This window comes from Okeania sp. (assembly GCF_035285525.1).
Taxonomy (GTDB): domain Bacteria; phylum Cyanobacteriota; class Cyanobacteriia; order Cyanobacteriales; family Microcoleaceae; genus Trichodesmium.
In genome coordinates this window covers 1-23,291 of the sequence record NZ_JAYKGW010000011.1, presented here as the reverse complement: position 1 = coordinate 23,291, position 23,291 = coordinate 1, and the positions used below count along the sequence as shown (strand labels likewise).

20 protein-coding genes and 1 pseudogene are annotated in these 23,291 nt (G+C 37.5%); 12 read left to right on the top strand and 9 right to left on the bottom strand.

Annotated features, from left to right (window positions below):
* Positions 1 to 462 precede the first annotated feature (462 nt).
* Together VKJ25_RS01050 and VKJ25_RS01045 are read left to right on the top strand one after the other, a co-directional pair.
* The gene (locus VKJ25_RS01050; protein WP_324234771.1) at positions 463 to 903 is read left to right on the top strand and encodes a hypothetical protein; all 441 of its coding nucleotides are present in this window, start codon (positions 463 to 465) and stop codon (positions 901 to 903) included.
* A 390-nt stretch (positions 904 to 1,293) separates the two neighbouring features.
* Positions 1,294 to 1,755 carry a hypothetical protein gene (locus VKJ25_RS01045; RefSeq protein WP_324234770.1) on the top strand — a complete coding sequence of 154 codons (462 nt, stop codon included), beginning with the start codon at positions 1,294 to 1,296 and terminating at the stop codon, positions 1,753 to 1,755.
* A gap of 297 nt (positions 1,756 to 2,052) precedes the next feature.
* Here VKJ25_RS01045 and ilvB read toward each other — a convergent pair whose 3' ends face one another.
* On the bottom strand, positions 2,053 to 3,891 hold the full coding sequence (ilvB, locus tag VKJ25_RS01040; protein WP_324234769.1) for a biosynthetic-type acetolactate synthase large subunit: 1,839 nt from the start codon (positions 3,889 to 3,891) through the stop codon (positions 2,053 to 2,055).
* Positions 3,892 to 4,751: 860 nt separating this feature from the next.
* On the opposite strand from ilvB, the gene VKJ25_RS01035 reads away from it, so the two are divergent.
* Positions 4,752 to 5,090, top strand: a complete 339-nt coding sequence (locus tag VKJ25_RS01035) for a P-II family nitrogen regulator (RefSeq protein ID WP_324234775.1) — start codon at positions 4,752 to 4,754, stop codon at positions 5,088 to 5,090.
* Between the two features lie 368 nt (positions 5,091 to 5,458).
* Here VKJ25_RS01035 and VKJ25_RS01030 read toward each other — a convergent pair whose 3' ends face one another.
* From VKJ25_RS01030 to VKJ25_RS01005, 6 genes are all read right to left on the bottom strand, one after another.
* Entirely contained in the window at positions 5,459 to 5,581 is a 123-nt protein-coding gene (locus tag VKJ25_RS01030) for a photosystem II reaction center protein J (protein WP_483143725.1), read from the bottom strand.
* A gap of 154 nt (positions 5,582 to 5,735) precedes the next feature.
* Positions 5,736 to 5,858 carry a photosystem II reaction center protein PsbL gene (gene psbL, locus VKJ25_RS01025; protein ID WP_324234773.1) on the bottom strand — a complete coding sequence of 41 codons (123 nt, stop codon included), beginning with the start codon at positions 5,856 to 5,858 and terminating at the stop codon, positions 5,736 to 5,738.
* 18 nt (positions 5,859 to 5,876) lie between these two features.
* A complete protein-coding gene (gene psbF / locus VKJ25_RS01020) occupies positions 5,877 to 6,011 on the bottom strand; it encodes a cytochrome b559 subunit beta (protein WP_293136803.1) in 135 nt (44 codons plus the stop codon).
* A gap of 24 nt (positions 6,012 to 6,035) precedes the next feature.
* Complete coding sequence (psbE, locus tag VKJ25_RS01015) at positions 6,036 to 6,284, bottom strand: cytochrome b559 subunit alpha (protein WP_324234768.1); 249 nt, start codon at positions 6,282 to 6,284, stop codon at positions 6,036 to 6,038.
* 461 nt (positions 6,285 to 6,745) lie between these two features.
* Entirely contained in the window at positions 6,746 to 7,771 is a 1,026-nt protein-coding gene (locus VKJ25_RS01010) for a photosynthesis system II assembly factor Ycf48 (RefSeq protein WP_324234772.1), read from the bottom strand.
* Between the two features lie 53 nt (positions 7,772 to 7,824).
* Entirely contained in the window at positions 7,825 to 8,208 is a 384-nt protein-coding gene (locus VKJ25_RS01005) for a rubredoxin (RefSeq protein ID WP_324234767.1), read from the bottom strand.
* A gap of 207 nt (positions 8,209 to 8,415) precedes the next feature.
* On the opposite strand from VKJ25_RS01005, the gene ndhC reads away from it, so the two are divergent.
* From ndhC to VKJ25_RS00970, 7 genes are all read left to right on the top strand, one after another.
* The gene (gene ndhC, locus VKJ25_RS01000) at positions 8,416 to 8,778 is read left to right on the top strand and encodes a photosynthetic/respiratory NAD(P)H-quinone oxidoreductase subunit C (RefSeq protein WP_324234766.1); all 363 of its coding nucleotides are present in this window, start codon (positions 8,416 to 8,418) and stop codon (positions 8,776 to 8,778) included.
* Entirely contained in the window at positions 8,769 to 9,491 is a 723-nt protein-coding gene (gene ndhK / locus VKJ25_RS00995) for a photosynthetic/respiratory NAD(P)H-quinone oxidoreductase subunit K (protein WP_324234765.1), read from the top strand. The genes ndhC and ndhK overlap by 10 nt, the downstream gene beginning before the upstream one ends.
* The gene (locus VKJ25_RS00990) at positions 9,484 to 9,966 is read left to right on the top strand and encodes an NAD(P)H-quinone oxidoreductase subunit J (protein WP_324234764.1); all 483 of its coding nucleotides are present in this window, start codon (positions 9,484 to 9,486) and stop codon (positions 9,964 to 9,966) included. The genes ndhK and VKJ25_RS00990 overlap by 8 nt, the downstream gene beginning before the upstream one ends.
* Before the next feature lie 835 nt (positions 9,967 to 10,801).
* Positions 10,802 to 12,067, top strand: coding sequence for a M16 family metallopeptidase (locus VKJ25_RS00985; RefSeq protein WP_324234763.1), 1,266 nt, complete (start codon positions 10,802 to 10,804; stop codon positions 12,065 to 12,067).
* A 416-nt stretch (positions 12,068 to 12,483) separates the two neighbouring features.
* Positions 12,484 to 13,092, top strand: coding sequence for an IS607 family transposase (locus VKJ25_RS00980; protein WP_324234762.1), 609 nt, complete (start codon positions 12,484 to 12,486; stop codon positions 13,090 to 13,092).
* Between the two features lie 277 nt (positions 13,093 to 13,369).
* Positions 13,370 to 14,005 carry a vWA domain-containing protein gene (locus VKJ25_RS00975; protein WP_324234761.1) on the top strand — a complete coding sequence of 212 codons (636 nt, stop codon included), beginning with the start codon at positions 13,370 to 13,372 and terminating at the stop codon, positions 14,003 to 14,005.
* 446 nt (positions 14,006 to 14,451) lie between these two features.
* Positions 14,452 to 14,754 (top strand): PEP-CTERM sorting domain-containing protein, encoded by a 303-nt coding sequence (locus VKJ25_RS00970; RefSeq protein WP_324234760.1) that lies wholly within the window; start codon positions 14,452 to 14,454, stop codon positions 14,752 to 14,754.
* Positions 14,755 to 14,905: 151 nt separating this feature from the next.
* On the opposite strand, the gene VKJ25_RS00965 is transcribed toward VKJ25_RS00970, so the two are convergent.
* Positions 14,906 to 16,588, bottom strand: coding sequence for a ShlB/FhaC/HecB family hemolysin secretion/activation protein (locus VKJ25_RS00965; protein ID WP_324234759.1), 1,683 nt, complete (start codon positions 16,586 to 16,588; stop codon positions 14,906 to 14,908).
* A gap of 744 nt (positions 16,589 to 17,332) precedes the next feature.
* Between VKJ25_RS00965 and VKJ25_RS00960 the strand changes: the two genes are divergently transcribed.
* On the top strand, positions 17,333 to 18,553 hold the full coding sequence (locus VKJ25_RS00960) for a DUF790 family protein (protein ID WP_324234758.1): 1,221 nt from the start codon (positions 17,333 to 17,335) through the stop codon (positions 18,551 to 18,553).
* Positions 18,554 to 18,687: 134 nt separating this feature from the next.
* Here the strand turns inward: VKJ25_RS00960 and VKJ25_RS00955 are convergent, their stop codons facing one another.
* The gene (locus VKJ25_RS00955; RefSeq protein ID WP_324234757.1) at positions 18,688 to 22,485 is read right to left on the bottom strand and encodes a DUF4347 domain-containing protein; all 3,798 of its coding nucleotides are present in this window, start codon (positions 22,483 to 22,485) and stop codon (positions 18,688 to 18,690) included.
* Between the two features lie 558 nt (positions 22,486 to 23,043).
* On the opposite strand from VKJ25_RS00955, the pseudogene VKJ25_RS00950 reads away from it, so the two are divergent.
* Positions 23,044 to 23,291 (top strand): annotated as a pseudogene (locus tag VKJ25_RS00950) (L,D-transpeptidase); the annotation flags it as partial.

Genomic DNA, 23,291 nt, shown 5'->3' with positions numbered 1-23,291 from the left:
AGTACCTCCCTTGTAAGTCCTTTAATAGTTCAGGAGTTACGTCGCGACTCTAGATATAGTGCTTTTAACCCCATGCGTAATAGTTAAAAAACTCTATATATAGTACCTCCCTTGTAAGTCCTTTAATTATAGCAATGCATGAGGATCGTGAGGTACAGTTAATCTCTACTGTAGTTCAGCCTTTGTTTGCTGTAACAACCTGGAAGGTTGTGTTACTAAAATTACTAAATAAAATTTTGTACCTCACGCGCCTCCGAAATTGCTATAATATAGAATCCGCATAATTACTATACTCAAGTCCGCAGCGACGGTAACAGCCTAGAACAAAGCAATCTCAGGACTGCGTGGAGATTACTTCCTATGGTCGATAGTGATAATTGTTCAACCGGATTCTATATATATAATAGTGAAAACTGAGACGATTGAATCAAGTACAGAAATCTTAGTTTAAATAGGAAATATATGAATGAATTACAATATCTTGCTAATTGGGTAAAACAGCAGCACGCTCAAGAATATATTTTGACTTGGTTATTAAATCAGCCTGGATTTTGGTGGTCTGATGGAGAAGCATATCAGGCAGCTTTACAAAAGTCTGGGAAGTTACTCAAGGAATATGTTCAAAAAAATCAAAAAGGGGATTTATTTCAGGGTATTGCTGAAAAAATTGTCGATGATGAAAGTTGGGATGAAGTAGCTGAGTCTTTGACAAAAATTATTTCTATTTATCAAGATGAGTTGTTAAGATTACAAGATTATAGTCGGCGCAAAAATAGTAAAAAGATTTTAAAAAAAAGTTATAATGGTCAGGAGCAGGATTTATTTGTTGAAGATAATGAAGAAATGGAAATACAACAAGCTTTACCAGATCCATTTTCTGATGCTTTGACAGGGGAAGTCTAGTTGAAGGAAAAAGGAGAAGCGAGAAGCGAGAAGGAAGAAGGAAGAAGGAAGAAGGAAGAAGGAAGAAGGAAGTTATATCAAATTCTTTTGGTACGGTTGGCGATCAATCAGAGTGTTATGAGAAACCGGGTTTCTGGAAGGTAAATATTATATAACTGGAGTATTTAAAACAAACCCGGTTTCTTGGTTGGTTTGCGTAAGTCCTGAATATTTAGAAATAGAAAATCCAAATATACGAAAGTTTGTGGTAATTGGTATAGTTAGTTTGTGATCATTTATATCAAATCCAGTGATGGGAATCCTTTGTAAAAAAATGTTAATCATATATTGACTTAGCTCCTCAAGGTAATATTTAATCATATTTGTTCACTACAGAATAAATTTGACCCTATGATGACAAAGTTCAGTTTACTAATTAAGAATTTTGCTCTTACTCTGGTTATCGGATTAGCTTCAATTAGCTTGTTAATCACCAACGCAAGTACAGCTTTCGCAGGTACTTTTCTCTTTTACGAAGGAAATAACTGCACTCAAGATATCATTGCTTATTATGATTCTAATGAGGTATATGTTCAAGACAATTGTAAAGAGACGAGACGGTGTGAAAATGATGAAACAAGGTCTTTGTTAATTAAAGGACCAGTGGAAATAAGTCAGGTAGGAGTCTATGATGATCCAAATGGAGACAACGATGATGACTATTCAATAATCTATATTAATTCATTAGGTCCTAATGAACAATATTGTGTAAACACATACGAAAAAAATCAAGATAATAGTCAAGTCATAGTTAATTATCAGAGGCACAATGGACTAGATGGTAAAGTTTCTCTTATTACTATCCTAAATTAATTTCTAGTTGAGCATCAGGCTACTCCCATGCTGTCAGGTAGATATATTGAGGATTTTAGGAAGTAGGAGTGATTTCCTGGGAAATGCCACTAACTAATTGCGCGAATCACCTATACAGGAGCAAAAAATATTTACCCCGTCAAGAATACATTTACTGTACCTCAAGGGTAATGGGCAGCACTGTATGTACATAAGCCTCCCCTACCCTTGTATAACAATGACATCTTCAGAAATTAAACATTCCCTTATAGAGACGTTTTATAGAGCGTCTCTACATTCTTTTTTGGAGATATTTAACTAAAATTTAGTACCACATTCAGGGCAGAAATTATTAGTAGCAATACTTTCATATCCACAATTACCACAAGGAATTAACTCCACCGCTTGCTCAAGCTGTTTCCGAATAGGTAAACCAACCATTTCAGCATTACTCTTACCAGGAGGAATCATCGGATAACAATTTTCATCCTTAGTCACACGAACATCCATCAACACAGGTCCCTCAAAAGCTAAGATTTCCGCGATCGCCTCTTTCAACTCATCCCGACGAGAAACCAGCATTCCCTTTACCCCATAAGCTTCCGCCAATTTCACAAAGTCAGGCATTCCCATTTCCATATTAGATGCAGAATAACGATCGCCAAAAAACGCCTGTTGCCACTGACGCACCATACCTTGCCAACCATTATTAATAATAACTGTTTTCACATTAATGCCATAATGTGCTAGAGTACCCAACTCCTGAATATTCATTTGAATACTAGCATCACCAGCAATACAAATCACCTCTCGGTTTGGCAGTGCCACCTTCACACCCATAGCAGCAGGCATTCCATAACCCATCGTCCCCAAACCAGCACTAGAAATCCATTGCCGAGGACCATTCTTCAGAAATTGAGCTGCCCACATTTGATGCTGACCAACATCAGTAGTATAATAAGCATCTGGAGCCATTTTACCAATTTCAGCGATCGCTTCTTGGGGTGAAATGCTATCTGAATGTTCCGGAACAACTAAGGGATAATCTTGTTTCCAACGATTAATACGTTCTAACCAAACTTGAGTTTGATTAGAATTAGTTGGATCGCCAGTCTCCCGACAACGACGTAGTAGATCGATCAAAACTTGACGTACATCTCCCACAACTGGAACATCAGGAGTCCTATTTTTACCAACTTCTGCCGGATCGATATCAATATGAATTACTTTAGCATGACAAGCAAATTTCTCTAACTTTCCTGTCACTCGGTCATCAAAACGAGCGCCAACAGCAATTAACAAATCACACTCACTCACTGCAAAGTTGGCATAAGCAGTGCCGTGCATTCCCAACATTCCCACTGACAGAGGATGATGTTCACTAAAAGCACCCTTACCCATCAAAGTAGTAGTCACAGGAATATTAAAATGTTCTGCTAATTCTTGAACTTCTGCATGAGCATCAGCAGAAATAGCGCCACCTCCTACATACAATAAAGGACGGCGTGCTTCTCCCATTAAATGAATTGCTTGGTTAATCTGACGCGAGTTGCCCTGAATAGTCGGATGATATGCAGATAGTCTGATAGAACCAGGTTCCACTGGTTCATACTCAAATTCTTCTAATCCCACATCTTTGGGTACATCAATTAATACAGGGCCTGGACGACCTGTACTAGCAATATGAAATGCTTCAGCCACAATTCTGGCCATATCCCTGGGGTCTCGGACTACATAAGAATGTTTAACTATAGGTAGAGTAATACCAAAAATATCGGTTTCTTGGAAAGCATCAGTACCAATCATTGGTCGGCCTACTTGCCCTGTAACCACAACCATAGGAATAGAGTCCATCTGAGCAGTAGCAATACCTGTAACTAGGTTGGTTGCTCCTGGCCCTGATGTGCCAAAACATACACCTACTCTACCAGTAGCACGGGCATATCCATCTGCGGCATGAGAAGCTCCTTGTTCATGTCGGACTAGGATGTGTTGTAAATCTCCTGCCACTTCTGCTCGGTAAAGTTCGTCATATATTGGCAAAATTGCACCCCCTGGGTAGCCAAATATGTGTTTGACTCCATGACGCTTGAGACTGTCTATTAATGCAAATGCACCAGTAGCTCGTTTGAGGGTTACTTTAGTTTGTAATTGCATAGGTAATTCCTCTTTGGATAATATTTTTATAATTAAATTTATTATTGTAACATGACTTATACAGCCAAATAAGAAACTAAGTCTACTGCCCTGATTATTTTTTTTGGTCTCAGGAAATTTCCTTGATTAACCTTAGTTTAGTGAATAAGTCCTGTATTCAGTAAGACTTGCTGATTAAATATCAAAGCACTATTCAATAAAGGTTTGAAGAATATGTGGTAGCTGATTGATCCGGAACCGTAAAAGTACCAGCTTTTCGGTTTATGGAGGGGAAAATATGAGCTTAAACCGGGTAATTATGACATAAAAACTAAGAAGTAATTATGAATGACCATTTCTTCTACAACTTCCGTAAATCTTAACTCTGTAAAGATGTTGTATGCAACGTCCCTACATACTCCCTACTCCCTACTCCCTACCAAGAAAAAGACTTTATTCAGCACACCCATAAGTAAAAATATAATGCCGTAAAGAGTATTTTTAGCATAATTGCTAGAAAACTTTAAGATTCTCTACAGGTTAAAGGTATGATTTTTTTGGTATCTCTATGCTAGAAACTATTAATTTTTATGTTTTCTGTTACTCTTTACCAGGTTAGGTTTGCCTTACCCCAAAATGTAAGATATATAGTTTAAATACTGAAAGGATTAAGATTTTTCCAGCTTTTAAGAAAGCTTTGTGGAAATGTATGCTTTTTAACAAACAAGGCCCTCTTGGCAGTGATATTAAAAGGTGGCATCCTGATCAACGAGTAAACTTAAAACTTAAATCTAGTGTAAGGAGTGAATAACTTGAACACAATAGAATCTAATCAAGAAGAACCAAAAGTAAATCTTAATAAAGAGGAAGGAGTAAAAAAATTGAAAAAAGTAGAAGCTATTATTCGGCCTTTTAAATTAGATGAGGTTAAAATTGCTCTCGTTAATGCTGGTATAGTCGGTATGACTGTTTCTGAAGTCAGAGGGTTTGGGCGTCAGAAGGGTCAAACCGAAAGATATCGGGGTTCTGAGTATACGGTTGAGTTTTTGCAGAAGCTCAAAATTGAGGTTGTAATCGAAGATGACCAGGTAGATAAGGTTGTTGATAAGATTATTAGTGCTTCCCGTACAGGTGAGATCGGTGATGGTAAGATTTTCATTTCTCCTGTAGATAGAATTGTTCGGATTCGGACTGGAGAAAGTAATATAGAGGCAATCTAGTTCTAGAAGCAAATTTTGTCTTTTGTGTTAGGTAGTAGGTAGTCAGTCATCTGTTATCAGCAAGACGGTAGATGAAAGATTGATTTTTTTCATACCTAAAACCTAACACTTTCTTTGAAGCGAGACGGGAGTAGGGGGGTAGTCATTTCAGTAATGACAGTTCGGTGAGAAATCACGACCTAAAAAAGCTAAAAACTTTATCTATAAAGACTTTTATATTTAATCAGCCAGCCCTAATTATTAATTATTAATTGTTAATTATTAATTATTTCAAAATAGCTAGATTCTATCCGAAAGACTTTTAATGTGAGTCCAACAAAAAGAAAGTAGGGACGTTCCATAAACGTCCCTACCGAGTTATCATTTTCTTATAAAGAAGAACCTACACCAACATAAGCTCCATAGAAGAAAAGACCAACAACTACAAGTACACCAGTGCCAGCAACAAGACCAACTAACCATAAAGGAATTCTTCCTGGTTCAGACATCATAATATTCCACCTCAATTATTGCAAAATTAACTATTATCTGAAAGAAATTTGTAAACAATTTACTTGTTAAACTTTTTAGTTGAATTTACTACCTATACATTACCTAAATAGAGTGACTTGTATAGGTAGAAATTACTTAATTCGGTTTTCCAATTTAGTTAAAGAAATAACTAGAAAACAGAATACCGAGAACAAACACCAACAGCAAACCAAGGTAGAGAGAAGTACGATTTAATTCTACTCGTTGCTGCACATTAGGATTATTATTACGTTCCATGGGCATGATTTTATGCTCCTATCTTTGAATAAACTGCATCGCGGCAATAGCACCTAAAAAGAAAACTGTAGGTACGCCTAAAGTATGAACTGCTAACCATCTAACAGTAAAAATTGGATAGCTAACTGGTTGATTTGGATTTTGGCTAGTCATTATTTTAATCTCCTGATTTTTTATCTATTTGATAAATTCATCAATTTGTTGTTTTGCTTCAAAACGATCTGAAATAATTGGTACTTCTAGTCTTTCCTGAGTGTAATACTCATTGGGTCGAGGTGTACCGAAAACATCATAAGCTAATCCGGTACTAACAAATAACCAACCTGCAATAAACAAAGCCGGAATAGTGATACTATGAATTACCCAATAACGAATGCTTGTGATAATGTCCCCAAATGGACGTTCGCCTGTGTTGCCACCAGCCATATAATTTTTTCCTCCCAAATAATCTTAAACCATCATCTATAATTTATGATAGTTTGAAAACTTTTCTAAATTGCTCATATCATAGTTATTGAAATGAGTTTTTTGTCTTTTCTAAAAGTCAAGATATACTAAACTTTTAGCCTTCTTTACTTCTGTAATTTTGATTTTTTAGCCAGACGGGATCGATTGTAACACATTCAGACTAATTTTTAGCAAATCAAAAAATACAGAGGAATTATACCTTTGTCACTCCCACAGAAACAAAGTTGATCAACTCAATTTCGTGAGAGGAAAAAACCAGTAATCAGGGCAATAAACTCGGTTTTTGGCTTGGTTCAAATGCTCAAACCCAGTCACGAATGAATAAATTCTGATTTATCATTTACCCATAAGACTATAAATAACTTCTCTGTGCAGTATTTAACTTATTCCAAGCTAATCGCCTGGAATATGGTAGTAGTCTAAGCTGCCTCTGGAATAGCCGAATTGTTATACTTGAGAATAGTTTCTCTTTGACCAAGAATAAAACCTGTTTCTGAATTGATAAATACAATTTTGTAGAAATTTTCAGGTACACTCTCTACATCAGTGTCTTTTTCCCAAGTTTCACCTCCATCAGTACTGCGAAGCAAATTACCACTGCCACCAGAAACCCAAATTTCTTCAGGAGTTCTGTAAGCCAAATCCAAAAAACCCCAACTTGTCGCATACTCAGGATTAATAGGTTCTCCCCAATCTTCTAGATTTTCTGGGTCGCTAAACCGCAGTTGACCGCCTCGTGCTAATGACCACAGACGACCATCATCACCAAAACCCATGTTTTCTAAACGTCGAGAGTTCTGACGGTTATGAGGAGTCCAAGATTTTTGCCCTGGTTCCCAAGTAGAATAAAAGTTACCCTTCGCTGACACAGCAATATATTTACCATCAGTAGAACGAGAAATATTTCTCACTACTCCCACTGCATCCTCTACTTGAGCGTGCCAATGTTGTCCTTCATCTTCAGTGCGATATATTGCTCCTATATCAGTCGTCATTTCCGCAGAACTTGGCCCCAAGGCGACAATTGTATTAGGAGCGCCTGGCAATTTAGAACTTAAAGGAACTTCATTCCAAGACTCCCCGGCATCATCTGTATGCAGAAGTACAGAAGGTTGTCCAACAATCCATCCTTCTATACCGTAAAAACTGACTGATGTCAAGCGTAATCTTTCTTCTAAATCATCTATAATTTTAGGTTCCCAAGTCTCACCACCATCAGTAGTTTCGAGGAGAGTTGTATTATTACCCACAATCCAACCATGGTCAAGACTATCTGTAAATCCAATATCGAACAACTTAACTTCATTTGGTAAAGTTGGTAATTGAATTACATCCCAAGGATTGTAACTTATCGATGGTAAATAAGCATTTTTGCAACCGCTACAAAGTATAACTGCTGCTAGTATTATGAAAATTTGTTTCCAGGATTTTCTTATTAAGTGCATCATAAATTAATGGATAATGGATAATTAATAATTATCAATTATTGAAAGCTGTCTTATCGTAAACCATATAAGCTCAGAAAAAATAAGAATGCCAGAGCTAGTCCACCAAAAATCAGGAGATTTTTCTGGCTGGGTGTGAGAGTATTTACACCAAAACCATAGCCCAGGTTTTCTTTAAATCCTGAAGGTCCTTCAGTCGGTCCAACATTTACAAATTGGATTTTACGCGCTCCACAGACAGGACACCGCCAAACTACAGGCAAATCTGAAAAAGCAGTTCCCGGCGGAATTTTTTTATTTCCCGCAGAACTTCCCTTGGTTGGTTCATATACATAGCCACAAGCTCGACATTCATATCGATCTAGTTCTTTCTCGCTAGTCTCATCCTGTTGATTAGACTCATCTTGTATGTTGGCCTTAGTTGTTTCCTCGCTCATAGTTCCTACGGATTTAATTGGCGATTATGAAAATATTCTTAATTATTATTACAGAATATAACCATTTTGCTCGTTTTCACTTTTGACTTTTGACTTTTAAATTACAACTTTTGACTTCTGTATTGCACTAGGAGTAGAATGACTCTGATGGTCTTTATAATGTTCACAAAGAAGAGTAATAGTTATTTAGGAAATATTTAGTTAATTGTGTTTGTTCTTAGTGGTTACGAGTATTTTCTGGGCTTCCTGATCATAAGTAGCCTAGTACCAATCCTTGCCTTAACTGCATCTAAGCTGCTGCGGCCACAAACTCGTGGCCCAGAGCGAGTTACCACATACGAATCGGGTGTAGAACCAATTGGTGGAGCTTGGATACAGTTCAATATCCGTTACTATATGTTCGCTCTGGTCTTCGTCATCTTTGATGTAGAAACAGTATTCTTATATCCCTGGGCAGTGGCCTTTCATCAACTGGGACTTCTAGCTTTTATAGAAGCCCTAATTTTCATCGCAATCTTAGTTATTGCTCTCGTGTACGCCTGGCGCAAAGGAGCTTTAGAATGGTCTTAAGTCCAAATCAAAATCAAAAAATTATTAATCCGATTGAGCAACCTCCCGAAGTTACTCAAGAACTTTCAGAAAATATTGTTTTAACTACAGTTGACGATCTTTACAACTGGGCAAGACTTTCTAGTTTATGGCCTCTTTTGTATGGTACGGCTTGTTGTTTTATTGAATTTGCAGCTCTAATTGGCTCCAGATTTGACTTTGACCGTTTTGGGTTAGTTCCACGGTCTAGCCCTAGACAAGCAGACTTATTAATTACTGCTGGTACAATCACTATGAAGTATGCTCCGGCATTAGTACGTCTATATGAGCAAATGCCAGAACCTAAGTATGTTATTGCTATGGGTGCTTGTACAATTACAGGAGGTATGTTCAGTATGGACTCTCCAACCGCAGTTCGTGGGGTAGACAAATTAATACCAGTGGATGTGTATATTCCTGGTTGTCCACCACGTCCAGAAGCAATTATTGATGCTGTCATTAAGCTGAGGAAAAAAATTGCTAATGATTCTTTACAAGAACGTGGTAAACTATTGCAGTCTCATCGCTACTATAGTGTTAAGCACAATATGAAAGTGGTTGAACCAATTTTGAATGGTCAATATCTACAGACATCTGACCGTCAAACACCACCAAAAGAGCTAACAGAAGCAATAGGTATGCCAGTACCACCAGCACTGCTAACTGCACAAAAAGAGGAGGTAAGTCGTGGCTGAAGCAGGAAAAGTTTCTCAATGGTTGACCGAGAATGGCTTTGAACATGAGTCCTTGGAACCAGATCATTTGGGAGTAGAAATTATCAAAGCTGATCGGGATTTTTTAATTCCTTTATCTACAGCTTTGTATGCTTATGGCTTTAATTATCTACAGTGTCAATGTGCTTATGATGCTGGACCTGGAGAAGATTTAGTCAGTATGTATCATTTGGTCAAAGTTAGTGATGATGTAGACCAACCAGAAGAGGTACGCTTAAAGGTATTTATTCCTAGAGATGACCCTAGAGTTCCTTCGGTTTACTGGATTTGGAAATCTGCTGATTTCCAAGAGCGGGAATCTTATGATATGTATGGCATTGTTTATGAAGGACATCCTAATCTGAAAAGAATTTTGATGCCGGAAGACTGGATTGGTTGGCCATTGCGTAAGGATTATATTTCCCCAGAATTTTATGAATTACAAGATGCCTATTAATGAGTTATCAGTAGAGAGTGAAGATGTTGTTTATATACTTAGGCAAGTCTAAATCTAGAGTAGGCAGCAATTTTGACTGAAACTAATCAGGACTAAAGCCATGAAGGATATTAGTATGGTGTGTTTGGCTACGCGACATGAAAAGCGGTAGCGTAACGGCTCGACACGCTATATATAGTGCCTTTGCGTAAGTCTTGATAGCACCAGAACTGAGGATAAAAACTGAGGTTGAACTTCAATAGGACTTACGCATCAGACAATATATGGCGCTTACTGTTGGCCGTGGGGTATACTGATGGCGGGCAAGATACCGCATTACATGATTTTCGGTATTTACCCTGTACATCAACATAACTTGACAATTTTATGTGTAGGGACGTTCGCATTTTTGTTATGCAACGTCCCTACCTGCTTTTACTAAGTCCGTCGAAGAAACGATTTCCTATTAGACATCTCCAAAAATAAAAATTAACAGGACTGACGAAGAGGCGCTATATGTATAGAGTATTGGTGCCTTACGCTACGCTTTTCATGTCGCGTAGCGTAAGGCACCCTACTGGACTGTTTCAGTTAAAATAGTGCATGATTATTTGTCATTGCGAAGGACAGTGAAGCAATCTCAGACAAGTTTGCTATTGCACCATTTAAGGTGAAACGCTCCACTACCAATAACGTTTATGCGTAAGTCCTAATTATACAGAAATTATTAATTTTTCTTCCCTGTTCCCTCCATACCTATTCCCTATTCTCTATTTAGTATTAAATTTGACAAATTCCCTAGAGAGTAACCTTTAGAATATATAAGGACAAATAAGACTAAATTTTATTAAAACAATTGTCCATAGCAATTTCTAGTCCTAAATTTCCAGCTCATATATTGAAGCTAGATAATGGTCTAACGGTTATTCATCAGTATATTCCAGCAACTCCAGTAGTTGTTCTAGATGTTTGGGTAAGAGCAGGTGCTAGACATGAACCTGATAGTTGGTCAGGTATGGCTCATTTCCTGGAACATACGATTTTTAAGGGAACAGAAAAATTAGCTCCGGGAATGTTCGATCAAATAATTGAAAATCTTGGTGGAATAGCAAATGCAGCTACTAGCCATGATTATGCTCACTTTTTTATTACCAGTGCAGCTCAACAGATAGATGAAATGGTATTTGCACTGGCAGAATTATTATTGCGAGCTTCTATACCAGAATCAGAGTTTGTTAGGGAATTAGATGTTGTATTAGAAGAAATTCGTCAATCACAAGATTGTCCGGATGAAGTAGGTTTTCAAGCATTGATGGAAAATGTTTATCAATGTCATCCTTACGGACGTTCGGTTATGGGAAGGGAAGCAGTATTGAGAGAACTGGAAGTTCGGGAAATGCGTTGTTTCCATCGTTATCATTATCAACCAGAAAATATGGCAGTGGTGGTTGTTGGGGGAGTGGAGGAAGCGCAAGTTATAGATTTAGTTGGTAGAGCTTTTGAAAATTTTCCGCAAAAATGTTATGCTTGTCCACAAGTGGAAATCAAACCTGAACCGTTAATAACTGAAGTTCGTCGTCAGGAAATACATTTACCATTGGAACAAGCTCGTCTAACGATGGCTTGGATCGGACCAGGAGTGGCACAAATAGATGATGCTTATGGTTTAGATTTATTGTCGGTTTTGTTGGGAGAGGGGAGAACTTCTAGATTAGTGAGAGAGTTACGGGAAGATTTTGGTTTGGTACAAGAAGTTGCTAGTGATTTTTCTTTACAGCAAGATTCAAGTTTGTTTACGATTAGTGCGATGCTAGAACCTGAAGATATTTTAGAGGTAGAAGCAAGGATTAGCGATCGCCTTTATGAGTTATTGACTTCGGAAATTTCTGAATCAGAGCTAGTTCGGTGTAAGCGTTTTTTATGTAATGATTATGCCTTTGCGACGGAAAGTCCAGGGCAGTTAGCTGGTCTTTATGGTTATTATTTTACTATAGCAAACCCAGAGGTAGCAGTAACTTATCCAGATAAAATCGCAGCATTTCAACCAAAAGAATTACTAAATTTAGCGGAAAAATACCTATCTCCAAATCGGTATGCAGCAACAGTGTTGATACCTAGTTAGGGTGATGGGGAGGTGTGGTTCGTGTGGGAAGATGGGGAGGTGTGGAAAATCAACAGTATCAAAATAATTGGGGCTGGCTGATTAAATCTAAAAGCATTTATTGGTAAAGGTTTTAGGCTTTTGAGAGCGTGAAAAAGTACCAGATTTTCGCCTTACTTATAAGAGTGAAAAAGTCAGTATCTGGGTAAGACTTGGGCAGAATTGGCAAGGGACAATTTTTACAAGTACATCCTCACTCAACTCCTGATTCCTCCTAACTTCCCCTCCTGGCAGTGGTTAGGGGTGGGTTTACTCCCTGCTCCCTACTTCCTACTCCCTACCTTCACAACAAGACTTTTACGGTTCCCGATAAATCAGCAAACCCTAATTGGACAAAGTTAGATACAATTAGACATTGATTGTGATATACTAGATTTATGTCTAACTTATTAACTATATCTGAAGCAGCAGAACTGCTAGGAGTGTCAACAAAAACAATCAGACGATGGGAAACTGAAGGACGGTTAAACCCAATCCGTACCGCAGGAGGCCATCGACGGTTTAGAGTATCTGATTTAATAGGTAACAAACAAGATAATTCTTTGACCGTGGCCTATGCTAGAGTTAGTAGCCATGACCAAAAAGATGATTTGGATCGCCAAAAAATAGTCTTAGAGACATACTGCGCTCAACAAGGTTGGTCATTTGAAGTGATATCAGACTTGGGAAGTGGTCTGAACTATCGTAAAAAAGGTTTAATTAAACTGATAAAACTGATTTGTTCAGACCAAGTAGAGCGATTAGTTTTAACTCATAAAGACAGGTTGCTAAGATTTGGTAGTGACTTGATATTTACTTTGTGTGAAATATTTGGCACAGAAGTAGTTATTATTAATTGTTCAGAAGACTCTACTTTTGAGGAAGTCTTAGCCGAAGATGTAATAGAAATAATTACAGTTTTTTCTGCCAGACTTTATGGCTCAAGAAGTCATCAAAACAAACAAATTGTCAAACAATTAAAAGAGGTAGCCGATCAATTGAAATGAAATCAATAAAGACTCAACTCAAATTAAATTAGGACTAAAGCCATGAGGTAGGAAAAAGAGGGGTTTGAGATTGCTTCCCGACCGTCGTATCGGACGAAAATACCTTGCAGTTGCGTAAGTCCTGAATAGTGCAAAAGGCTGCATTATTCCTTCAGGAGTTATGGAAAGGTAATATATATTATATAAAGTTAAAAAACTATTGCGTATGGGGTTTTAAGCACTATATATAGGGTATGTGCGTAGATACTGTCCTTATTAAAATCTTAGGTAAAAATCTATGTCTGATAAAAATTCAGTTCTGAAAAATCTAGATTACACATTTATTTTCGCCAGAAGTCCTGAAAGTTGGTCTTCTTCCCATCTGTATTATGAACATTGGATTGCAGCGCAAACAAAAATCATTCATTTAGCAAAACGTTGTCAATCATTAGATAGTGATGGAATTACTGTTTACTTGGCGTCAAGTCCTTTTATTAAGCATCAAGATACAGAAGTTATCAAATTAGCTAAACTATTTCAGATGAAAAATCCTCCAGAAACAATGGATTTAGTAAATAGTCTTGAAGATGCTATTAATGATCATTTTCAGAGTAAAAATACAAAGAAAACTAAAAATGGGGATATTATTTTAGTTTTATTAGACAAAATATCTAATGAGCAAGAATCACTGATTAATTTAATTATAGATACTACTAAAAAAATTGATTTTATTTCAGATAGAGAAAATAGTTATAGATTAGGAATTAGTTTTTTACAGGTAGGTGAAGATCTAGATACAAAAGAGTTTTTGACTTACCTTGATAATCGCCTGGTTGAAGTTGGTGCTAAATCTGATATTGTAGATACAAAGTTATGGTATGAAATTAAGCAAAAATCTCTTGTAGATGTTCTGAACTGTTGCCTTGAAGATTAGCAAAATAATGATTAATATCATGTCTGATTGAATATTTGCATTTTCCAGGAAGGAAGGCAAAAGGAAAAGGTTTTTTATCGTTGATTATCCGGACATGATCTAAGGTAATGAAAATTTCATAATTTTTCAGCTAAAATTCAAAGAAGAACACCTCTAAATTAAAGGTATTATAAACCGTGATTAAAAATTTATTGCCAAAGCTACCTGTGGGAGTAGCTGTAGAAATTTCTGTTCTAGGTTAAGTTTTTCCAACTGCAGCTAATGCTCTAATCAAACAAGAGTTTGAAGGAAATTTTACCAGTACTGAAGTTAGTCCTGTACTGACAAATTTCTCACCGTTAAACAGCGACTATTGAGGTTTTGTACTTTTCTCAGAGGATGGAACTCTGGAAGATTAGGAAATTAACTTTGATGGATTAGAATTAAATTTAGAAGCTGATTAAACTTTGGATTTAGGTTTAGGTCTTGATTTAAAACCTACTGTGAATTTTGACTTTTATTCTACCTCAGATTGGGGTTTATTAGTTGATTTTGGTATTGCTTTTGATGCTCCTGAATATACTCTAAAGAGAGATGCTTCAGATATTACTTTTACAGGTTCATTGGGATTAGCAGGAGGTTACATTTATCAAGATGATGAACCAACTATTACTATTACTCAGACTCAGACTTCGTTTCCTGAACCTGGAACTATTTTTGGTCTTCTAGCTGTTGGTGGTTTAGGATTAGTAGTTAAGCTCAAAGAATAAGTTTAAAGGTTTACATACAAAAATAATAATTTTGTAGAGATGTTCCATGGAAAGTCTTTACTTTTTAACTACTTACTACTGCCTAACTCAACAAAAAATTATGTTTACCTAGCAAAATGCTAATAGCTGAATACTTACCTTCTTTATTTCTTTAAAAAGCTCTATATCTAAGATAAAAATATATACCATCTTCCTGTAAAGTATCTTCATTAATATCTATATCAATCAAAGGAATCCCCCAATCTAATTGAGCTGAAAAACGAGTTCCAACTTGTAATTTTAAACCCAAACCTACAGAAGATAAAGTATCTTCAATTAATTCTAATTCATCACTATTCCAAACAGTACCAAAATCAATAAAAGGAGCTAATTGTAAAGTAGCATCCCAATTTTTTATTAGCAGAATAGGAAATCTAAATTCACTAGAAATAAAAATACCATTATCAGCAATTAAAGCATCTTGACGATATCCTCGGACACTTAATCCACCTCCTAAACTAAACTGTTCTTGGGGAAACAATTTTCGAGAAGCTAACTGAATATCTGACCTAATTAACCATCCAGTTTCTGGTGCGAATAAACGTAAATATTGTGCTTGTCCTCGCCAAGAAAAATACCTGCTATCTGGAGCTTGATTATTAACAGTTGCATCTAAAAAATTTACCCCGAAAGAAAATTCTGATCTGGCTACAAATACTTCTTTGGTATTTCTAAAAGCATATTCCTGAAAAAAACGGAGTGCAGAAATATTAACTTCTCCATCGTCTTCTGCACCCATAGAACTGGGAAAAGGTTTATCTGCAAGAGTAGTTTTTGATTGTTCTACAGAACCTGTTAAACCTAAAGCAATTTCTGTGTTCGGAGTTTGATAAATAGGTTGGCGAAAACTCAGTTCATAAGTATGAGAATTACTGTTAATATCTAGTTCATTAAAAGGTTGTTCAATAATTTCACTACTGGTGCGACGATGACGTAAACTAATAGTACCATTTTGAGAATTAATGGGGATAGTATAACTCAAATCATTAAGGGTATTACTGCCTTCTGTACGATAATAAGTAATGTTAAAGCGATCGCCTAACCCAGTCAAGTTATGATGATAAATTGTAGCTTGAAGACGAACAGTACCTACACTAGGAGAACGTAAATTATCAGCAGAAAGTTGAGCTGAAAAGGCTGGTGCTTCTTCTATTTCTATTTCTAATTTACTTAAACCAGGACGAGTTCCTGCGGTTAAGTTAGCAGATAGTCTAGCAATTAAAGGATCGAGTTGTAATAATTGTAATTTTTCAAATAATTTATTTTGGTTTAAAGGTGTTTGAATACCTGTTTCCAGACGACTGCGAATATAATGAGAATTAAGTCGTTTTAAACCATAAATTTCCATCTCTTCGACTTCTCCTTCAATGACTTGAATAATAATAGTATCATTTTGTAAAGTTTGTGGTGGAATAAAAGCTCCAGAGGTAATAAATCCTTTATTAAAATATAGCTTAGTTACTATTATTTGTGCTTCAAGTAGTTCGGTAAAAGAAATGGGTTTATTTGTTAAATGTTTCAGGGCTTTTGCTAATGCTTTTGAACTAAAAACTGTATTACCAACAAAGGCAAATTGGGTGACAATGATTTGATCGGGAATTTCTAGAATAGGGGTTTTACGGGAAGGAGGTTGTATTGGTGGTGGTTGAAGTAAATCATCTGGTGGTGGTAAAAGTTTTATTTCTGGTAAAGGTTGAGGATTAGGGTTAATTGGTCTAGGATTTGTTTGAGCAATAGCAGGTTGAGAAGCATAAAAATAGGAAAAAAAAATTAGGATGATTATCCAGACAACCATGTTCATTTTAGGGAGTAGGGAGTAGGGAGTAGGGAGTAGGGAGTAGGGAGTAGGGAGTAGGGAGTAGGGAGTAGGGAGTAGGGAAAAGGAAGATAAGGAAGCAAGAGAGAAAATCGCTCTGCACAGTTTTAGATGAAACAGTCAACTACTGCATTGTTTCACCTTAAATGGTGCAATAGCTGTAGGTTACAAAAATGTTTCTCCCCTACTCCCCTCTCCTTACAGGAGAGGAGTTGGGGGAGAGGTCTTCCCTAGTTGCTCACTCCTAATCCACAATTTTCTTCTTGGTATGGCACTACCAATAGTGTTCATGGGTAAGTATTACAACTTACGCATAGACGCTATATGTAGCGTCCAAAACTATTGCGCAATAGTTTTTTATAGCAGGGAACAGGGAACAGGGAACAGGGAACAGAGAACAGTTGGAAAAGTCTTTCCGTGGTCTTTGATTCATCATCATTCCATGTCCTAATCGCCTTGTCCGTTGCTATAACTCTATACATAGTACCTTTGCGTAAGTCATGTATTATAAACTAATGTTGGTTCGGACTTACGCACTCCCCAACCAAGAAACCGATATTGTCATAATATTGTTGTTCAAACCAGGAAATTTCGGCATAGAAACCCGGTTTCTGCGTAATATAGAATCCGGTTATATGGTATGTGTTAATTCTATAATTATTTCAATCTCCCCCACTCCCCTACTCCCTACTCCCTACTCCCTACTCCCTAAGATCATAAATTATGTTGCCAACTGATTTACTTTCTCATCGTCAAACTGGAGAAACAATTATTCCTCAAAAATTGAAACTAGATACTAAAAATTTAACTATTGCCACAGAAATGATTAATTGTTTCCAAGAAACTTTGGGAAAAACTCAAGGAGAACTGGATAAACGTTTACAAGAAATTGAAGGATATGACCCTAACTATCGTTTTAAAAGAGGTTTAGCACATATTCTCCGAGGCAGTTTTTCTACTTTTGAAATTATTAGTCCTCTGGAACCAATAGAATTAAGAAATCGGGTTTTTTCTGCTGCTGCGGAAGTTGTTCCTAGTATTAAATCAACTGCATTAATTTTAGAGAATTTAGCAACTAAATTAAGTCAGGAATTAAACCGAGAAGTTGTACCTAATGAAATTCAAAAAGGTCTCTATGCAGACTTACAAGAAAATCGAATTTTAACTCAGTTTGATGCTCCTAAATCAGAAGCATTATTACATAGATATAACCTCTCTCAAGTTCAAGGTATTTTTTATAAAGCTAGTCATATTCAATTAAATGCTCATCGCAACGATCCGGGAGAATATAAACTGTTATTTAGATATGTGAAATTGTTTCAATTAATGACTTATATAGAAGGAGATGCTGACCAAGGTTTTACCCTCACAATAGACGGTCCTTATAGTTTATTTAAACCTAGCACTCGTTATGGTTTAGCATTAGCCAAAATGTTGCCTGCATTGTTGCATGTTACTAAATGGAGTTTACACGCTACTTTACAAAATCGCGACCCTTTTACTGGTGCTTGGAAAACCGGGAGATTTAGTCTGACTTCTGATTGTGGTTTGGTTAGTCATTATCCACCAGGCAAGCCTTATGATAGTATGTTGGAGGCATCTTTTGCCGAACGTTGGGGTAAGTTAAAAACTGAGTGGAAATTAGAAAGAGAAGTTGATTTAATACCGATTCCTGGTAGTGTAATGATTCCTGATTTTCGACTGGTGCATCCTAATGGAGAATCGTATTTATTGGAAATTGTGGGATATTGGCGACCAGAATATTTAAGAAAGAAATTTGCTCAGGTGCGCAGTGCTGAATGTGATAATTTAATATTGGCGGTTTCGGAACGATTAAACTTGGAAAAAGCGGGGGTAAAAATTAAGGATGTACCTGTTCCTATTGTTTGGTTTAAGGATAAGTTATCACCTAAGTCAGTGTTGGAGGTTTTAAATTCTATTTAGTAGATTATGTTGCTACGAAAAACCTGTAGGGACGTTGCATAACAAAAATGCGTTTTCCGTTCCGGAATGCTCCGCAAACATGTTGCGCAGCAAAACGTCCCTACGTTATGGGTAAATACCAAGCGGAGCTGATATTATATTCCAGCTATATTCCAACTTCTACCTAAACTTCCTGGGTTAACACTACTTTCAAATCTCCCTTCGTCATCCATAAACCAAATTTGGTTGGCTCCATTTGAATGACGCCAGAGGATGTCTGGTACTCCGTCGCCACTAAAATCATCAATTCCGGCTACATCCCATTTCTTGTTCAGTTTTTTCAGATTAACACTACTGTCAAATCTCCCTTCATCATCCATAAACCAAATTTGCTTGGCTCCATTTGAATGACGCCAGAGGATGTCTGGTACTCCGTCGGTATTAAAATCACCAACTCCAGCTACATCCCATTTTTTGCCAATGTTTCCCAGGTTAATACTACTATCCCAGTCGCCATCATCATCCATCAACCAAATTCTGTTATCTCCATTGGGATGACGCCAGAGAATGTCTGCTACTCCATCAGTATTAAAATCACCAACTCCAGCTATACCTGATGCTTTATCTACCTTTCCAGGGTTAGCTTGGCTGTTCCGTTTGCCCTCGTCATCCATCAACCAAATTTTGTTGGCTCCATTTGGATGATGCCAGAGAATATCTGCTACTCCATCGCCATTAAAATCATCAACTCCAGCTACATCCCATTTCTTGTTTAGCTTTCCAGGGTTTACACTTCTATCTAACTTACCGTTGTCATCCATGAGCCAAATTTTGTTATTTCCATTGGAATGACGCCACAATATGTCTGGTACTCCATCGCGATTAAAATCCTCAACTCCAGATACATTCCATTTCTTGTTTAGTTTTCCCAGATTAATAGCACTCTCCCATGTGCCCTCATCGCTCATCAACCAAATTTGGTTGTCTCCATTTTTCTGACGCCAGAAAATGTCTGCTACTCCATCTTGATTAAAATCAAAACGGAATGGTTCGCCAGGAAGTGGTTCCTTTTCAGTATCTTTGGGAGGTTCATTGATATCATTTATGTTAATAGTCAACTGCTCTTGATAACTAGCTCCTGCTTCATCAGTAGTCCGAACTCGGATATTGTAACTAGACTTACTTCCATAATCAGGAGAACTCTTGATTTTCAGTTTGTTGCCATAGATGCTGAAAGCTGAGTTATCAGTATCTCCCGCACCTGTTACTAATGCGTAAGTAAAAGTATCTCCTGTATCGGGGTCAACAGTTGAGAATGTACCGACTACTGTGTTGGCTGCTACATTTTCATTTATTCTTTTATTGCTGAGTTTGATGTCGGTAGGAGCAGAATTTTCTGGTGTATCATTGACATCCTTCACATTAATGGTTAGCTGCTCTTGATAACTTGCCCCCTCTGCATCAGTAGTCTGAACTCGGATGGTGTAACTAGACTTACTTTCATAGTCGGGAGAATTTTTGATTTTCAGTTGGTTGCCATAGATGGTGAAAGCTGAGTTATCAGTGTCTCCCGTACCTGCTACTAATGTGTAAGTAAAGGTATCTCCTGCATCGGGGTCAACACTTGACAATGTACCGACTACTGTATTGGCTGCTACATTTTCATTGATCCTGTTATTGCTCAGATTAATATCAGTAGGCGAGGAATTAGGTGGAGAGGAATCATCTCCCTCAGATAATTTAACTATATAAGTACCATCGAGCAAATGATTGTTGCCGTTTACCTCGATGTAACCCCTCCAATTAACATACCCGTGTACCCATACACTACCATTGCTGTTGGTGAATGTTTTGTTAGTATAATCGCCTGAGCTAACGCCACCAGGAGTGTTCTTGCTGCCGCCGATACTCTGGGCAAATTGCAAGTCGCCATTACTATCTAACTGAAATAAATAGCCATCAGAACCTTCATTACTGGTTAAATCATTGCTACCATCTCCGTCAATGTCGATGCTCTCCTGGAAACTTCCGGCCATCAATAGATTACCATTGGCATCAGTAACCATGTCTCTTACACTTATCTGCTCGTGGCTTTGGGCAAACAGCAAGTTCCCATTAGTGTCTAAGTTGATTACATAGCTATCATAGTCATTGCTGCTCAAATCGTTGTTGCCATCTCCGTCGATATCCATACTGCCCCAAAATCTTCCTGTAGCCCACAGATTGCCATCAACGTCGAGTACCATGTCATATATAGAGTCATCGTTATAGCTACCACCGATACTGTAGGTAAACGCTAACGTGCCATTACTGTTGAACTTAGCTAGATAGCCATCTATATAGCCATTACTGATCAAATCATCCTCACCATCTCTGTCGATGTCAATGCTACCCTCGTAACTTCCTCTAACCCAGACATTACCATTGATATCGATAGCTATATCATCATAGGCACTAGGCAGATTTAGGGCATACAGGAAGTTGCTATTATTGTCAAGTTTGACTAGGTATTTAGAGCTGTCGCTGCTGATAAAATCATTATTGCCGTCTCCATCGACATCGATGTTGCCAGGAAACGATCCTTCAATGAACAAATTACCATTGTTATCAGCGGTTGTGTTGTCTATAGAATCATTACTGCTACCACCGATACTTTGGCTAGACAGCAAGTCACCATCAATGTCAAATTTGACTACATAGATATCAGAATCGCCATCGCTGCTACTTGTCAAATCATCCTTGCCATCTCCGTCAATGTCGATGTTACCCTTGAATATTCCTGTGACCAAGGCATTACCATCCCTGTCAGTGAATAGATTGTATTGATCGTTATCAGAACTAGAGAGGCTGTAACTATAACCATCAGCAATACTTTGGGCATACAGAAACTTGCCTGCGCTATCGAATTTGATTACATAAACCTCTTGGCTGCCATCACTGGTCAAATCATTATTGCCGTCCCCGTCAATGTCAATGTTTCCCTGGTATCTTCCTGTAGCAAACACATTACCATTGCTGTCGGTAACTATGCCCGTGCTATAGTCAATACCACTGCTACCGATGCCTTTGGCTGACAGCAATTCGCCATCGCTACTGAACCCGATGACATAGCTATCGGAGTCTCTAGTAACAGAGGTCAAATCAACTTCCCCATCTTGGTCGATATCCATCGTGTGTTGGAAATATCCTGTTACCCAAACATTACCCTCGTCATCAATGGCTATCCTATCATTTACATCATTATTACTATTAAGGCCGACAGCATAGGCAAAATCCAAGCTCCCATCGACCTCAAACTTGACTAAGTAGGTAGTGCCATTAGCGATCACGTCATTATTGCCGTCTCCGTCAATGTCTATGTTCCTATAGAACCTTCCTATTCCCCACAGATCGCCATTGTTATGTATGAATAAGTCCCTGTACCCAAGGTCAGCATCTTGGGCAAATTCGACTCGCCAATCAAAGACACCACTATAAGTCCCCATCACCTCTATTCGCAGCGCCGTCGCAACCTCAACCTTACCCGTACTTACCTCCAACTCCCAGTTACCACCTTGAACCGCCGCCCCTGTCAGAGACTGAGAAGCAGCAATATTTGCACCAGTCACACCTTGCAACTTACTGACAAACTCCTCACCAGCATCCCCCGCAGCAACATGACAACCATAAAGCAACAGACTATCAATATCCCACCCTTCGAGTAGAGGAGCGTACTGTTTAAGAGTACCCAAACTCAATTGACTATTCCCTAGGTAAAGACAACCAGGGGCACCGTGGGAAATAATATGAACGGTTTTCTGTCCTGAATATTGTTGTAAAATTTCGTCTATTTGTTCGATACCATCAGTGGCAGTATCAACAATAAATGGTGTAGCCCCCGCTACCACACCATCAAATAATTGATGATATTTGTCCACTCCAGCATCAATAAAAACTAGAATTTGATTTTTCATTTTGCACCTAATCTGATAGTTACTAATTTGTTGACACCAGCTTGATTCATCAGGACTTACGCAAATTCTGAAATAATACCCTACCTACTAGGGGGCAAGTGGCATTTGCCCCTACAAAAAATGCTCGTTCTGCGTAAATCCCGATTAAGCCGAAAAATGATGTATAAAATTTTTCAGGATTCTGATGTCTAAAATCAGTATATATACTAGCTGACGAGAGTGTATTTTGCCAAGAGGGGTGACACCACTTATTTTATTTTTACTTATTTCGCAGTCCTCAGATGACCTTTTTTTTTCCAAAAATTGCATACTTTTTTACTCTGGGCAACGATATATATAGTTAGGCTGTTATAAATAAATAAATAAATAACTAACCCACCCCTAACCCCTCCCAGGAGGGGAAGTTAGGAGGGAAGATAATTTAGAAACATTTGCTCTTAGATGAAATTGTTGGGTTGAGGGACGAAACCCAACCTACAGTTATTGCACTATTTCAGGTGAAACAATCCACTACCAATAGGTTATGAATTATGAATTATCCATTATTAATTATTAATCATGTTTTATCTCAATTTTAGTAATTTACACAGACTAATATTTTTAAGTTTAGGAATAGTCATTTTCCTCAATTATACACAACAAAAAGTTCATGGCTCTACTCCGATCCAAAATCAACCAGGAATTTCTACAAATGCCACAGATTTAATCGAGTCTGAACCACAAAAAAAGCCTAAATCAATAATTAGAAAAAAAGCTCTAAATAAACTTTATATTCAACCTAATGAAAAAACTTATTTAGTCATAAA

What these genes read in the sequence shown, in the direction of transcription:
- ilvB (WP_324234769.1), bottom strand. Translation starts at nt 3,891, where the DNA reads ATGCAATTACAAACTAAAGTAACCCTCAAACGAGCTACTGGTGCATTT.
- VKJ25_RS01050 (WP_324234771.1), top strand. Translation starts at nt 463, where the DNA reads ATGAATGAATTACAATATCTTGCTAATTGGGTAAAACAGCAGCACGCT.
- VKJ25_RS01045 (WP_324234770.1), top strand. Translation starts at nt 1,294, where the DNA reads ATGATGACAAAGTTCAGTTTACTAATTAAGAATTTTGCTCTTACTCTG.
- psbE (WP_324234768.1), bottom strand. Translation starts at nt 6,284, where the DNA reads ATGGCTGGTGGCAACACAGGCGAACGTCCATTTGGGGACATTATCACA.
- VKJ25_RS00980 (WP_324234762.1), top strand. Translation starts at nt 12,484, where the DNA reads ATGTCTAACTTATTAACTATATCTGAAGCAGCAGAACTGCTAGGAGTG.
- psbL (WP_324234773.1), bottom strand. Translation starts at nt 5,858, where the DNA reads ATGGAACGTAATAATAATCCTAATGTGCAGCAACGAGTAGAATTAAAT.
- VKJ25_RS00965 (WP_324234759.1), bottom strand. Translation starts at nt 16,588, where the DNA reads ATGGTTGTCTGGATAATCATCCTAATTTTTTTTTCCTATTTTTATGCT.
- VKJ25_RS01010 (WP_324234772.1), bottom strand. Translation starts at nt 7,771, where the DNA reads ATGCACTTAATAAGAAAATCCTGGAAACAAATTTTCATAATACTAGCA.
- VKJ25_RS00960 (WP_324234758.1), top strand. Translation starts at nt 17,333, where the DNA reads ATGTTGCCAACTGATTTACTTTCTCATCGTCAAACTGGAGAAACAATT.
- VKJ25_RS00975 (WP_324234761.1), top strand. Translation starts at nt 13,370, where the DNA reads ATGTCTGATAAAAATTCAGTTCTGAAAAATCTAGATTACACATTTATT.
- psbF (WP_293136803.1), bottom strand. Translation starts at nt 6,011, where the DNA reads ATGACTAGCCAAAATCCAAATCAACCAGTTAGCTATCCAATTTTTACT.
- VKJ25_RS01030 (WP_483143725.1), bottom strand. Translation starts at nt 5,581, where the DNA reads ATGATGTCTGAACCAGGAAGAATTCCTTTATGGTTAGTTGGTCTTGTT.
- ndhK (WP_324234765.1), top strand. Translation starts at nt 8,769, where the DNA reads ATGGTCTTAAGTCCAAATCAAAATCAAAAAATTATTAATCCGATTGAG.
- VKJ25_RS00955 (WP_324234757.1), bottom strand. Translation starts at nt 22,485, where the DNA reads ATGAAAAATCAAATTCTAGTTTTTATTGATGCTGGAGTGGACAAATAT.
- VKJ25_RS01005 (WP_324234767.1), bottom strand. Translation starts at nt 8,208, where the DNA reads ATGAGCGAGGAAACAACTAAGGCCAACATACAAGATGAGTCTAATCAA.